The 13,301-nt window shown below is 64.5% G+C and carries 12 protein-coding genes; 5 read left to right on the top strand and 7 right to left on the bottom strand.

Annotated elements, in window-relative coordinates:
- Positions 1-5: 5 nt before the first annotated feature.
- Positions 6-389 (bottom strand): MerR family transcriptional regulator, encoded by a 384-nt coding sequence (locus G570_RS10390; protein ID WP_037502043.1) that lies wholly within the window; start codon positions 387-389, stop codon positions 6-8.
- Positions 390-514: 125 nt separating this feature from the next.
- Here G570_RS10390 and purF point away from each other — a divergent pair, with 125 nt between their 5' ends.
- From purF to G570_RS10405, 3 genes are read left to right on the top strand one after another with little or no spacing between them, the layout of a single operon-like run.
- The gene (purF, locus tag G570_RS10395; RefSeq protein WP_084607667.1) at positions 515-1,987 is read left to right on the top strand and encodes an amidophosphoribosyltransferase; all 1,473 of its coding nucleotides are present in this window, start codon (positions 515-517) and stop codon (positions 1,985-1,987) included.
- A gap of 10 nt (positions 1,988-1,997) precedes the next feature.
- Positions 1,998-2,714: an SDR family NAD(P)-dependent oxidoreductase gene (locus tag G570_RS10400; RefSeq protein WP_037502046.1), complete on the top strand. Its 717-nt coding sequence runs from the start codon at positions 1,998-2,000 to the stop codon at positions 2,712-2,714.
- Positions 2,711-3,538 carry a glycoside hydrolase family 16 protein gene (locus G570_RS10405; protein WP_037502049.1) on the top strand — a complete coding sequence of 276 codons (828 nt, stop codon included), beginning with the start codon at positions 2,711-2,713 and terminating at the stop codon, positions 3,536-3,538. Before G570_RS10400 ends, G570_RS10405 begins: the two co-directional genes overlap by 4 nt.
- 3 nt (positions 3,539-3,541) lie before the next feature.
- On the opposite strand, the gene G570_RS10410 is transcribed toward G570_RS10405, so the two are convergent.
- From G570_RS10410 to G570_RS10435, 6 genes are all read right to left on the bottom strand, one after another.
- Positions 3,542-4,900 (bottom strand): cryptochrome/photolyase family protein, encoded by a 1,359-nt coding sequence (locus tag G570_RS10410; RefSeq protein ID WP_037502053.1) that lies wholly within the window; start codon positions 4,898-4,900, stop codon positions 3,542-3,544.
- On the bottom strand, positions 4,900-5,844 hold the full coding sequence (locus G570_RS10415) for a metal-dependent hydrolase (protein WP_051504285.1): 945 nt from the start codon (positions 5,842-5,844) through the stop codon (positions 4,900-4,902). The genes G570_RS10410 and G570_RS10415 overlap by 1 nt, the downstream gene beginning before the upstream one ends.
- Positions 5,844-6,509: a spermidine synthase gene (locus G570_RS10420; RefSeq protein WP_037502056.1), complete on the bottom strand. Its 666-nt coding sequence runs from the start codon at positions 6,507-6,509 to the stop codon at positions 5,844-5,846. Before G570_RS10420 ends, G570_RS10415 begins: the two co-directional genes overlap by 1 nt.
- Complete coding sequence (locus tag G570_RS10425) at positions 6,506-7,516, bottom strand: 2-oxoacid:ferredoxin oxidoreductase subunit beta (protein WP_037502059.1); 1,011 nt, start codon at positions 7,514-7,516, stop codon at positions 6,506-6,508. The genes G570_RS10420 and G570_RS10425 overlap by 4 nt, the downstream gene beginning before the upstream one ends.
- A 97-nt stretch (positions 7,517-7,613) precedes the next feature.
- Positions 7,614-9,485, bottom strand: a complete 1,872-nt coding sequence (locus tag G570_RS10430; protein WP_037502061.1) for a 2-oxoacid:acceptor oxidoreductase subunit alpha — start codon at positions 9,483-9,485, stop codon at positions 7,614-7,616.
- Positions 9,486-9,578: 93 nt separating this feature from the next.
- Entirely contained in the window at positions 9,579-11,441 is a 1,863-nt protein-coding gene (locus G570_RS10435; RefSeq protein ID WP_037502064.1) for an ABC-F family ATP-binding cassette domain-containing protein, read from the bottom strand.
- A gap of 111 nt (positions 11,442-11,552) precedes the next feature.
- Here G570_RS10435 and G570_RS10440 point away from each other — a divergent pair, with 111 nt between their 5' ends.
- Together G570_RS10440 and G570_RS10445 are read left to right on the top strand one after the other, a co-directional pair.
- Positions 11,553-12,833, top strand: a complete 1,281-nt coding sequence (locus G570_RS10440) for a SulP family inorganic anion transporter (RefSeq protein WP_037504096.1) — start codon at positions 11,553-11,555, stop codon at positions 12,831-12,833.
- Positions 12,830-13,300: an RNA pyrophosphohydrolase gene (locus tag G570_RS10445; protein ID WP_037502067.1), complete on the top strand. Its 471-nt coding sequence runs from the start codon at positions 12,830-12,832 to the stop codon at positions 13,298-13,300. The genes G570_RS10440 and G570_RS10445 overlap by 4 nt, the downstream gene beginning before the upstream one ends.
- Position 13,301: the final 1 nt, after the last annotated feature.

Here is a 13,301-nt window from a genome sequence, read left to right on the forward strand (position 1 = left end):
CGCTGTTACTTCTCCTGGTCGAGGGATTGGACGAGGCTGATGAAGCCTTCGAGTTCGGTGATAGTGGCGTCGATGTCGACGCGCTGGCGCTTCAGCTTGTCGACCTGCTCCTGGCAGCGTTCGACGGTCTTCAACCGCTGGGTACGGCGGCCGTCGCCGATGTCGTAAAGGTCGAGCAATTCCTTGATGTCGGACAGGCTGAGCCCCACGCGCTTGCCGCGCAGGATCCACGCAAGGCGCGCCCGATCGCGGTCGGAGTACAGGCGCTGGGTGCCGCGGCGCTCGGGATGGATCAGCGCTTCGTCCTCATAGAAGCGAAGCGCGCGGGCGGTGACGTCGAACTCGTCGCACAACTCACCGATCGAATAATGCTCTTTCGTTGCAAGCATGTCAGCCAGTTAGTTTACGTTCACGTAAAGGTCAATATAGAATGCGGCGGCTCGCCAGATAGGGCGACAAATTGATGACAGGCCTGTATAGGCCCGCTCATTGGCTCCCGGGGATTCGCGAAACGATGCTCACCACTCACCCGTTCGACGACGACAAGTTGCGGGAAGAATGCGGTATTTTCGGCATTTGGGGCGCGGATAACGCCTCGCAGTATGTCGCACTTGGCCTGCATGCGTTGCAGCACCGGGGGCAAGAAGCGGCGGGCATCGTCACCCAGGACGGCAGTCACTACCATGCCCATCGCGCCATGGGTCATGTGGCCGGCAACTTCGACAATGACGACATCATGGCGCAGCTGGCCGGCAAGGTCGCCATCGGGCACGTCCGCTATTCGACGACGGGCGAGACGGCGCTGCGCAACGTCCAGCCGCTGTTCGCCGAACTGGCCAGCGGCGGGTTCGCCGTCGCGCACAACGGCAATCTTTCCAACGCGATGGCGCTACGCGACCGACTGGTGAAGCGCGGCTCCATCTTCCAGTCGACCAGCGACACCGAGGTCATCATCCACCTCGTCGCGACGTCGCTTTACGATACCGTCCTTGATCGCCTCGTCGACGCGCTGAAGCAGGTCGAAGGCGCCTATTCGCTCCTGATCATCACCCCGCTCGGCCTCATCGCGTGCCGCGATCCGCTGGGCATTCGTCCGCTGGTGATGGGCGAATTGAACGGCGCGACCATCTTCGCGTCGGAAACGGTCGCGCTCGATACCGTCGGGGCGACCTATGTCCGCGACGTCGAACCGGGCGAGCTCGTCGTCGTCACCGACAAGGGAGCCCAGAGCTTCCGCCCGTTCAAGGCGATGAAGCCCCGCCCCTGCATCTTCGAACATGTCTATTTCAGCCGCCCAGACAGCGTCGCCGAAGGCAAGTCGGTCTATGAAGTCCGCAAGAACATCGGCGCCGAACTGTCGCGCGAAGCGCCGGTCGAAGCCGATTATGTCGTGCCGGTGCCGGACAGCGGCGTTCCCGCTGCGCTCGGCTTCAGCCAGGAAAGCGGCATCCCCTTCGAACTGGGCATCATCCGGTCGCACTATGTCGGCCGCACCTTCATCCAGCCGAGCCAGGACGGCCGCAAGACGGGCGTGAAGCTCAAGCACAACGCCAATAGCGCGCTGATCAAGGGCAAGCGCATCGTACTGATCGACGACAGCATCGTGCGCGGCACGACCTCGCTGAAAATCGTGCAGATGATGCGCGATGCCGGCGCCAGCGAAGTGCATATGCGCATCGCCAGCCCGCCGACCGCGCACAGCTGCTTTTACGGCGTCGACACACCCGAACGCTCAAAGCTGCTCGCCGCCAACATGGACGTTGCGGCGATGCGCGAGTTCATCCAGGCCGACAGCCTTGCGTTCATCAGCATCGACGGGCTGTACCGCGCGCTTGGCGAAGAACGTGACGCGGCCAGCCCGCAGCGCTGCGACGCCTGCTTCACCGGTCTTTATCCGACCACACTGACCGATTGTCCGGCAGGCGCCAACGACCTGGCGCAGGAACAGGCGATGGAATCCAGCCTGCCCGTGGCCGCCACCCGATAGGACAAGTTGCATGACGGAATCGAAGCCCCTTCAGGGAAAACTGGCGCTCGTCACGGGCGCCAGCCGCGGAATCGGTGCGGCCACCGCCGAGGCGCTCGCCGCGCAAGGCGCGCACGTCATTCTCGTCGCCCGCACCGCACAGTCGCTGGAGCAGGTCGAGGATCGTATTCATGAAGCGGGCGGCACCGCGACGATCGCCCCCATGGATATCAGCGAGCGCGATAATGTGGCGAAGCTGGCCGAGGCGATCGGCGGCCGCTGGGGCAGCCTGGACATCCTCATCCTTAACGCGGCGATGCTCGGTAGCCTGTCGCCGGTCGAACATCTTGACGCCAAGGAACTGGATCGGCTGTTCAAGATCAACGTGCTCGCCAACCAGGCGCTGATCGCGGCGTTCGACCCGATGCTCCGCCGCGCCGAGCGGGCCGACATTGTCGGCGTTACCTCGTCGGTCGGCAGCGAACCGCGCGCCTTTTGGGGCGGTTACGGCGCGTCGAAGGCAGCGCTCGAGAACCTGCTGCTGACCTACGCCGACGAGACCGCTCACGCCGGCCGGATCCGGGTTCACATCGTCGATCCGGGCGCAACCCGCACGCGCATGCGCCAGCTCGCGTTCCCGGGTGAAGAGCCGGCTAGCGTCAAGCCTCCCGAAACGGTTGCGTCGGCCATCGTCGCGCGCCTATCGTCCGACGTCCCCACGGGCGAAAGGACGAGGGTCGAGGCATGATCGTGTCGCTGCTGGTCACCGCGCAGATGATGGCGACCGTTCCCGAGCAGCTGAAACCCTATACGATCGACGAACCGATGGCGCGGCCCGACGCGGCCGCGCTGGTTTGGGCGGACGAGTTCGACGGACAGAAGCTCGATCGCAAGAAGTGGAAGTTCGACACCGCCCATAACAAGAGCGGCTGGTTCAACAACGAACGCCAATATTATGCCGCCAACCGCCGCGCCAATGCGCGGGTCGACAATGGTCTGCTGACGATCACCGCCCGCGCAGACGGCAGCGAAGTCAAGGACAACCCCGACTATGGCGGGCAGCGCTACACGTCCGCCCGGTTGCTGTCGAAGGCGAGCTGGACCTATGGCTATTATGAAATCCGCGCCAAGCTACCCTGCAGCCAGGGCATGTGGCCGGCGATCTGGATGCTTCCGCCCGATCTTCGAAAATGGCCCGAGGACGGCGAGATCGACATCATGGAACATGTCGGCAAGACCCCCGGCGACGTCTATGCGACGTTGCACGCCCTGAACTATGTCCACACCAAGAATACGCAGCGCGGTTCGATCCTGAAGGTGCCATCTGTGTGCACCGAATTTCACACCTACCAGCTCGACTGGCGTCCCGACGCCATTCGCATCGGGGTCGACGGGAAGGCCTTCATGCGCGTCGCCAACGACAAGCCCGCCGAGGGCAAGGCGGCGTGGCCGTTCGATCGGCCGTTTCGGCTGATCCTCAACCTCGCGACGGGGGGAGACTGGCCGGGGGCGGTCGACGACAGCGCGCTGCCCCAGCAATTCCAGATCGACTACGTTCGCATCTATCGCTGATCGTCAGATGGCGGCGAGTGCGGCCAGTGCTCGCGCGCGCGCGTCGCGGTGGTCGATGATCTTCTTGGGATAAGTCCCGCGTTTATCGTCGGGCGGGTCATGGATATCGGCGTCGGGCAGGTGCGCCAGTTCCGGGACCCATTCACGGATATAGTCGCCCGTGTCGAACTTCTCCGACTGGGTCAGCGGCGCCATGATGCGGCTGAACATGTTGCTGTCGATGCCCGTACCCGCGACCCACTGCCAGTTGGTCGCGTTGGAACCGTAGTCGGCATCGACAAGGCAGTCCCAGAACCAGGCCTCACCCTCACGCCAGTCGATCAGCAGGTGCTTGATGAGGAAGCTCGCGGCGATCATTCGCACGCGGTTGTGCATCCACCCGCTGACCCACAGCTGGCGCATGCCAGCATCTACGATGGGATAGCCAGTCATGCCTTGCTGCCACGCCTTGAGCTCCGAGGGGGCGGAGCGCCAGCGCAAGCTGTCGAAGCAGTCACGGGCATTGCGCCTGCCGTAATCCGGATATTGCAGGATCACATTTTGCGCATAGTCGCGCCAGCCGATCTCGCCGAGGAACGTGCCGACCGATCCGCCGAGTCTGGAAACCTTGTGCCACACCCGCCCCGGCGAAATTTCGCCGAAATGAAGGTGCGGGCTTAGCCGCGACGTCCCTTCCACCGCCGGCAGGTTGCGCTGCTGTTCGTAACGCGCGGCTTCGTCGACGAAGTCGTCCAGCCGTGCCAGCGCGCCCTCTTCGCCCGGCGTCCATTCCTTGGCGAAGCCGGTCGCCCAGTTGGGCTTGGTCGGCAGCAAATGCCAGTCATTCAGCGCGTCGCTTGTGGGCCATGTCTTTGGAGCGGCGATGGCTTGCGGACGCGGATGCGGTTCGTGGGGCGGCATGCGTTCGCTAAGCGCGCGCCAGAACGGCGTGTAGATTTTGTAGGGACTGCCGCTGCCGGTCGTCACGCTGCCCGGCGGTGCAAGATAGTTGCCGTCATGAAGGCAAAGATCGAGCGTCTTGGCCACCGCGCATTCTGCATTCAGCCACCAAGGTTCGTAATGGTGCAATGCATTGACACGCCGCGTGCCGACCTCATGGGCGAGGGCGGTAAGCACCTCGTCCGACTTCCCGCGCCGCAGGATCAGCCGCGATCCCTTGTCGCGCAACGCCTTGTCGAGGTTGTCCAGGCTGTGATGCAGCCACCAGCGCGATGCAGCGCCCATCTTCCGATGCTTGGGCGTTTCGTCGTCAAGGATGTAGACCGGGACAACCGGCCCCTCCGCTGCTGCGGCCGTCAGTGCCGCCTGATCGGAGAGCCGCAGGTCGCGGCGAAACCAGACGATGGTGGGCGAATCGGTCATCAGCAGGTGCGAACGGTCGACTGCCTCAAAAAGGTCCGTCGCGCGGCGCGTTCGCCGTAGCGCGCATCGCCGAAGGTGACGGTCGCGGTGCATCCCTTGTGCTCGACCTCGGCCGTCATCATGGTCGACCAGCCGACGAAACTCTTTAGCTTGGGGTCGCGCGCCGCAGCGATCACCGCCCGATCGTCAAGATTGTCCCGACCATGCGGTCCGACGGAGATCAGGCCGCCGCGCAGCGGATCGTAATAGGCGCGGCCGATGCCCCGCCCCTGCCGCCAGATTAACCCGCGCTCCCAGAAGCGGACCGGTGCCGGGCTGGCGAAGATGGCATCGGGCTGGGGTCCATCCAGCCGCGCCAGCACTGCTGACTTGGCCTGCTCGGAAATGACGATGTTGAGGCCGATATAGGCCAGCGCAAAGGCGATGGCAGCCTGCGGCACGCGCCGCCATTCCCGCCCTTGCTTCTCGCGCATCCGCGACCATGCAATCGCCAATGACAGGACCGTCCACAGCACAGCGTCGATGATGAACAGGGCATCGACATGATACCAGGCGGTGCTGAGCGGCGAGTAAAGCTGGACCGAATAGGTGGTCAGCATATCCAGCAGCGGATGGGTCAGCGTGCCGATGTAGGCGAGCGCGAGGAGCCAGCCGGGACGCATTGCCAATCCGGATCGAAAACGGGTTCCGCGCGCCACCTGCCAACGATCGAGCAAGAGGAGCAGGCCGGTAAGCAGCAGCGGCAGGATGATGACCCCGCCGACCAGCCCGTGGGTAAAACCACGGTGCATCGCCAGCGGCTCCCACGACGCCTTGCCGAAGAACACATCGATGTCGGGGGCATTGGCGCCCAGGATCAGCGCGGCGAGGCCCTTGCGGCTCTTCGTCTTGAGACCGGCCTGGCCGATGATCCATCCGGCGAAACTATGCGTCAGATTGTCCATCAGCGGGCCTTTGCGAACCAGATGGTATGATGCGGGCCCTTGCCGTTGGACCGCGCGCGGACGCCGACCTCGTCGACGCGGAAGCCGGCGGAGACCAGGCGGCGGGTGAAGGCGGGATCCTTGGCCGCGGACCAGATCGCGGCGACGCCCCCGGGTCGAAGCGCGCGCTTCAGCAGCGACAGGCCCGCTTCGTTGTAAAGCCGGTCATTCTCCGCGCGCACCAGCCCGTCGGGGCCATTGTCGACGTCGAGCAGGATGGCATCCCAACCGCCCTGTGCGATGCCGTTGGCGACATCGTCGATGACGATGTGGGTGCGCTTGTCGTCGAGGCTGCCGGCGGTCATGTCCGCCATTGGGCCGCGCGCCCAGTCGACGATTTCGGGCACCAGTTCGGCGACCACGACCTCGGCATCCTTTGGCAATGAACGCAGCGCGGCGCGAAGCGTGAAGCCCATGCCATAGCCGCCGATCAGCCAGCGCTGGCCCTTCTTCGGCCCCAGTCGTTCGGCGGTCATTGTCGCGAGCGCCTCTTCCGATCCGCTCATCCGGCTCGACATCAGCTCCTCGCGATCGACGAGGATCAAATGGTCGCCGCCGCGGCGGTAGAGGATCATCTCGCCGCCGCCGGGAATGCGGGCGGAGGCGATGCGCTCGCGCGGGATCACTCGGCCCGCGGCTCCTTCTCGACCTGCCAGGTCTGGCCTTGGCTGACGAGCTTTTGCAGGTCGGGAGTTTTGCCCGCCGAGGCGGCCTCGTTCTGCTCGACCACCGCATGATCGAAGGTTGGCGCCGGGTCCTCGTAGATTACGCCCAGCGCGACCGGGAAGCTGGCAATCGGCATGTCGACCAGCATGTGGGCGATGGCACGATTCTTCGGATTGTGGACGATGACCTCGTCGCTGTCGCCGTCGACGACCTTTAGGCTGAGCGTTTCGCTGTCGAGCGCGATGCCCTTGGCGCCGTTCGCGAACAGCATCTTCTCGCCCGCCTTCAGCCACAGCTGCTTTTCCGCCGCGACCGCCTTTTCGGTGAAGTTGGCGAACACGTCGTCGTTATAGACCACGCAATTCTGGTAGATTTCGACGAAGCTGGCGCCGCGGTGCGCGTGCGCTGCCTTCAGCACATCGACGAGGTTCTTGTGAACATCGATGCCGCGCGCCACGAAGCGCGCGCCAGCGCCGAGCGCGAAGGCGCAGGGGTTGGCCGGGCGATCGACCGAGCCGAACGGGGTCGACGGGCTGCGCGTTCCGACATGCGACGTCGGCGAATATTGGCCCTTGGTGAGGCCGTAGATCTCGTTGTTGAACAGCAACAGCTGGCAATCGAGGTTGCGGCGCAGAAGGTGCATCGTGTGATTGCCACCGATGCTGAGTGCGTCGCCGTCGCCGGTGACGATCCACACGTCGAGCTCGGGATTGGCGAGCTTGGTGCCCGTCGCGATCGCGCAGGCGCGGCCGTGGATGGTGTGGAAACCGTAGCTCGCCATATAATAGGGAAAACGGCTGGAACAGCCGATGCCGCTGATGAACACCGTCTTGGCGAGCGACGCCTCAAGATCGGGCATGGTCCGCTGGACGGCCTTCAGGATGGCATAATCGCCGCAGCCCGGACACCAGCGCACTTCCTGGTCCGATGCCCAGTCCTTGGCGGTGAGTTTGGTGACTTCGTTCATTTGCCGAAAAATCCGTTGATCCAGAGGAACAGGAAAACGACCACGACCAGCATGCCGATCAGCGGCCAGGCGTTGATGGGTTTGGGATCCGGCTCGCTCATGCCAAAGCCTCGTCGATCGCCGCATCGATCTCGGCGATGCGGAAGGGCTGGCCGCTGACCTTGTTGAGTGGTTTGGCGTCGACCAGGAATTGGTCGCGGAGCAGCGTTTTCAGCTGGCCGGTGTTCATTTCCGGAACGAGGATGCGCTCATAGCCGCGCAGCAGTTCGCCGAGGTTCTTCGGGAAGGGCGCGATGTGGCGGATGTGAATGTGGGCGACGTCCTTGCCCGCGGCGCGCGCCCGGCGCACCGCCTGGTGGATCGGGCCGAAGGTCGATCCCCATCCCACCACGGCAAGCTTGCCGCTGCCGTTGCCGATGGAAACGTCCTGGTCGGGGATGCTTTCAGCAATGCCTGCCACCTTGGCCGCGCGCAGGCGGGTCATTTCGGCATGGGCTTCGGGCGAATAGTCGATGTTGCCGGTGCCCGGCTGCTTTTCGATACCGCCAATCCGGTGCTCGAGACCCGGCGTGCCCGGCTTGATCCACGGGCGGGCCAGGTCGCCGTTGCGATCGAACGGCCGAACGCCGCTACCTTCGGCCGCGAATTCGACCGGAAACGCCTTATAGTCGCCCATATCCGGCACCTTCCACGGCTCGGCCGCATTGGCGATATAGCCGTCGGTCAGAAGCATCACGGGAGTCATGTAGCGAATCGCGATGCGGCACGCCTCGATCGCGCAATCGAAGGCGTCGGCGGGCGAGCGCGCAGCGATGACCGGGATCGGCGCATCGCCGTTGCGGCCGTAGACTGCCTGGTAAAGGTCGGACTGTTCGGTCTTGGTCGGAAGGCCGGTCGACGGCCCGCCGCGCTGCGAATTGACGATGACCAGCGGCATTTCGGTCATCACCGCAAGGCCCATCGCCTCGCCCTTCAGCGCAATACCCGGGCCAGACGAGCTGGTGACGCCCAACTGCCCTGCGTAGCTGGCGCCGATGGCCGAGCAGATCGCCGCAATCTCGTCCTCCGCCTGGAACGTGGTGATGCCATATTCCTTGAGGCGCGAGAGATGGTGGAGGATCGCCGAGGCGGGCGTGATCGGGTAACCGCCGAAGAACATCTTCAAGCCCGCCAGCTGCGCACCCGCAACCAGCCCCACCGACAGTGATTCCGCGCCGGTCACCGTCCGGTAAAGGCCGGGCTCCGCGGGTGCGGCATCCATGTGCATCTGACGGATCTGGCCGCCGATCTCGATCGTTTCGCCATAGGCGTGGCCGGCGTTGAGCGCGGCGATATTGGCTTCGGCCAGCTCGGGCTTCTTGGCGAACTTGGCCTTGAGCCAATTGATGACCGGCGCGCGCTTGCGATCGAACATCCACAGCGCCAGGCCCAGCGTCCACATATTCTTGCAGCGCAGCGCTTCCTTGTTGCCGAGGCCATATTCCTTGACTGCTTCGACCGTCAGCTGGCTGATGTTGAACTTGATCAGCTGCCAGCGACCGAGGCTGCCGTCTTCCAGCGGATTGGCTTCATACCCCGCCTTGGCAAGGTTGCGCTGAGTGAATTCGCCTTCGTCGGCGATGATCAGGCCGCCGTCGCGGAGCGCCTTGACGTTGACCTTCAGCGCCGCCGGATTCATCGCCACAAGCACGTCGGGCGCATCGCCGGCGGTTTCGATCGCGGTCGAGCCGAAATTGATCTGGAAAGCCGACACGCCGAAGGTCGTGCCTTGCGGCGCGCGGATTTCGGCCGGGAAGTCGGGGAAGGTCGCCAGGTCGTTGCCCGCCAGCGCGGTCGACAAGGTGAACTGGCCGCCGGTCAGTTGCATGCCGTCGCCGCTGTCGCCTGCGAACCGCACCACCATCGCCTCGCGCGGCGGATGGGCGTGGGCTTCTTCGGGGGTCAGCAGATGGGTTGCCGACTGGGTCATGGGCGTCCTTCGGTCGAATGAGTCAGGGTTTCACCCCTGCCCTTACGACCGTGAGGGGAGCGTTGGAAGATGCTATATCGCCTCGCGACGGCCTCAGGCGGCCAGCGTCTCGAGCTGTTCGCTGACGTCGAGCCAGTCTGCCTCGGCCACCTCAAGCTCTTTCGCCACCTCGCCGCGCCGCTTCGACAATTCGCCCATCGTCAGCTTCGCCCACTCCTTTGCCGCCTTGGCAGGCTCGGCCATGGCAAGGTCGATCGCCGCCAGTTTCGCGGCCAGTCGCTGGGTCCGGCTTTCCGCATCGGCGACCTGCTTCTTCAGCGCCTTGGCACTTTCGCCATTGTCGTTGCGGCTGGCCTTATGGCCCTTGGTCTTGGCGTCGGCCTTGGGCTGGTTCCGCCCCAGAACGAAGTCGATGTAATCGTCGATGCTGCCGTCATAGTCGACCGCCTTGCCGTCATCGACCAGCACCAACCGGTCGGCGGTCAGTTCGACCATGTGGCGGTCGTGGCTGATCAAGATGACCGCGCCGTCGTAGCCGTTCAGCGCCTGGACCAACGCCTCACGCGCGTCGACGTCGAGGTGGTTGGTCGGCTCGTCGAGGATGATGAGGTGCGGCGCGTCGCGCGTGATCAGCGCAAGCGCCAGCCGCGCCCGCTCGCCGCCCGACAGCTTGGCTACCTTGGTCGTCGCCTTGTCGCCGGAGAAGCCGAAGCGGCCGAGCTGGGCGCGGACCGCGGCGGGCGTCTTGCCCTCCATCGCGCGGCTCATATGCTCCAGCGGCGTGTCGTCGCCCGACAATTCCTCGACCTGATACTGGGTGAAGTAACCGACCTTCATCTTGCCTGATGCGTGTATCGCGCCGTCCATCGTCGGCAGCTGCGCGGCGAGCAGGCGCGCCAGCGTGGTCTTGCCGTTGCCGTTGCGGCCCAGCAGCGCGACCCGGTCGTCGGGATCGATGCGCAGGTTGAGGCGGGTCAGGATCGGCTTGGCCTCGGTGTAACCCACCGCGGCCATGTCGAGGGTGATCAACGGCGGGCGCAGCTCCGAAGGCGACGGGAAATCGAACGCCAGGCTGGGATCTTCGGCCATCGCCGCGATCGGCTGCATCTTGGCCAGCATCTTTGCGCGGCTCTGGGCCTGCTTGGCGGTCGAGGCACGGGCCGAGTTGCGGGCGATATAATCCTGCAGCCGCGCTCGCTGCGCGTCCTGCGAGGCCTTGGCGGCGGCCAGCTGGGCCGCGCGTTCGGCGCGTTGCCGTTCGAACTGGTCGTAATTGCCGGCATAGGCGACCACCCCGCCGCGCTCAACGTGCAGGATGGTGTCGACGACATTGTTGAGAAGGTCGCGCTCGTGGCTGATGACGATCATCGTCCCGCGATAGTCCTTGAGGAAATTCTCCAGCCACAGCGTCGCTTCAAGGTCGAGGTGGTTCGACGGTTCGTCGAGCAGCAGCACGTCGGGCGCGGAGAACAGCAGCGCGGCCAGCGCCACGCGCATCTTCCATCCGCCCGAATAGCTGTCGAGCGGACGGCCCTGCATCTCCTCGTCGAAGCCGAGACCGAGCAGGATCTGCGAGGCGCGCGCATCGGCGGTGTAGGCGTCGATCGCCAGCAGCCGCTCGTAAACATCGCCGAGCCGTTCGGGGTCGGTGTTGGCGCATTCCGCCTCGGCCATCAGCGCGGCGCGTTCCTCGTCGGCGGCCAGCACGGTTTCGAACGGCGTCGCGGTGCCCGACGGCGCTTCCTGCGCGATATAGCCCAGCCGCGTCTTCTTCGGCATCTCGATCTCGCCCTCGTCGGCTTCGAGCTGGCCGATGATGACCTTCATCAGCGTCGACTTGCCCGCGCCGTTACGCCCGATCAGCCCGACCTTGCTGCCAGGGGTGATCGTCGCGCTCGCGCGTTCGAGGATCGTGCGCCCGCCAAGGCGCACCGTGATACCGTTGATGCTCAGCATGGGCGGCCGCCTACACGCATATTGTGACCAAGGCGAGGCGGATTTGAGCAAAGCTTAGTGCAGCGACCGGCGATGTGGACATGCACAAGGCGCAGCCATATCCCAACCATCGTGAAGCCAAAAATCCTATCGACCCTGGTCGGTTACGATCGCCGGCAATTTGCATCCGACGCGGTCGCCGGCGTGACCGTGGCATTGGTCGCCCTGCCGCTCAGTATCGCGATTGCGATCGGATCGGGCGCGCCGCCCGTTGCTGGCTTGGTGACTGCAGCGGTGGCCGGCTTTCTAATCTCCTTACTTGGCGGAAGCCGGGTTCAGATCGGAGGTCCGACGGGTGCCTTCATTGTCGTCGTCTATGCCGTCATCCATCGCCATGGGCTGGCGGGGCTGGCAACTGCCACGATGATGGCTGGTGCTCTACTCCTGCTCGCGGGCTTTCTTCGCGCCGGGCGGCTCATCCGCTTCATTCCAGATGCGGTAATTGAAGGCTTCACGTTGGGCATCGCGGTGGTCATTGGGATCTCCCAGATCAGGGACCTTGCGGGGCTGCAGACCGGTCCTTTGGACGCTGACTTCATCCCTAAAATCCAGGGGCTGTGGGCGGCACGCTCAAGCGCCGATCCGGCGGCGATCACACTGGGACTGGCGTCCATTGCGGCGCTGCTTCTGTTTCGCAAATGGATGCCCAGATTCCCGGCCCCGCTTCTGGTCATTGCGATGGCAAGCATCGCAGCACTGTGGATGCTACCGGGAATTTCTACGGTCGCTGCACGCTATGGCGCGATCGAAAACGGGGTTCCGCCACTGCAACTGCCCGATCTGCGGCTGCATACGATGATCGCGTTGCTGCCCTCGGCGCTGACAATCGCACTGCTGGCCGGAATCGAGTCCCTGCTATCCGCCATCGTCGCGGACAGGATGATCGGATCGTCCCACCGCTCGAATGCGGAATTGATCGCGCAAGGTGCCGCCAATGTCGTTTCTCCGCTTTTCGGCGGGCTTCCCGCGACTGGGGCAATCGCGCGAACCGCGACCAATGTGCAGGCTGGGGGACGTACGCCCATGGCGGGCGTAATACACGCTCTGTTGATCCTCATCGTACTTCTGGTTGCGGCCCCCCTTGCCAACAATCTGGCGCTTCCGGCCTTGGCGGCATTGCTCATGGTAACAGCGTGGAACATGAGCGAACCGCACCGTTGGGCCGAGCGGATAGCGCTTCCGAAATCCAGGTTAGCCCTATTGTTCGGCACTGCGGTCCTGACTGTTGCGGTCGATCTAACGGCAGCAATCGCGATTGGCACCGCGGCGGGGCTGGCCATGCGATATTGGGACGGCCGCGCTGCACCAGGCGACTGGCACACGCCGCAAAGCCGCGATAACGAGGACGAATGACCATCGACCATCTCTACCGCCGCGGGGTCGGCGTGATGCTGATCAACGAGCATCGCCATGTCTGGGTCGGCCAGCGCCTCGATAATCGCGCGGATGCGTGGCAGATGCCGCAGGGCGGGCTCGACGATGGCGAGGAGCCGTGGGATGGCGCGCTGCGCGAATTGGAAGAAGAAACCGGCATCGGCTCGCACTTGGTCGAGCTGGTGGCCGAACTGCCGCAGCAACTGCGCTACGACATTCCGGACGAGATTGCGGCCAAGCTGTGGAAGGGCCGATGGAAGGGACAGTTGCAGGACTGGTATCTCGCCCGCTTCCTCGGCAGCGACGCCGACGTCGACATCGCAACCGAACACCCCGAATTTTCAGAATGGAGGTGGGTCGAATCGCACCGCCTTCCCGACCTCATCGTTCCATTCAAACGCGACATGTACCGCGCCATCGTCGACGGTTTCGCCGACTGGCTTTAGT

Origin of the sequence: Sphingomonas jaspsi DSM 18422, from assembly GCF_000585415.1 — a bacterium.
In the GTDB taxonomy this organism is placed as follows: Bacteria; Pseudomonadota; Alphaproteobacteria; order Sphingomonadales; family Sphingomonadaceae; genus Sphingomicrobium; species Sphingomicrobium jaspsi.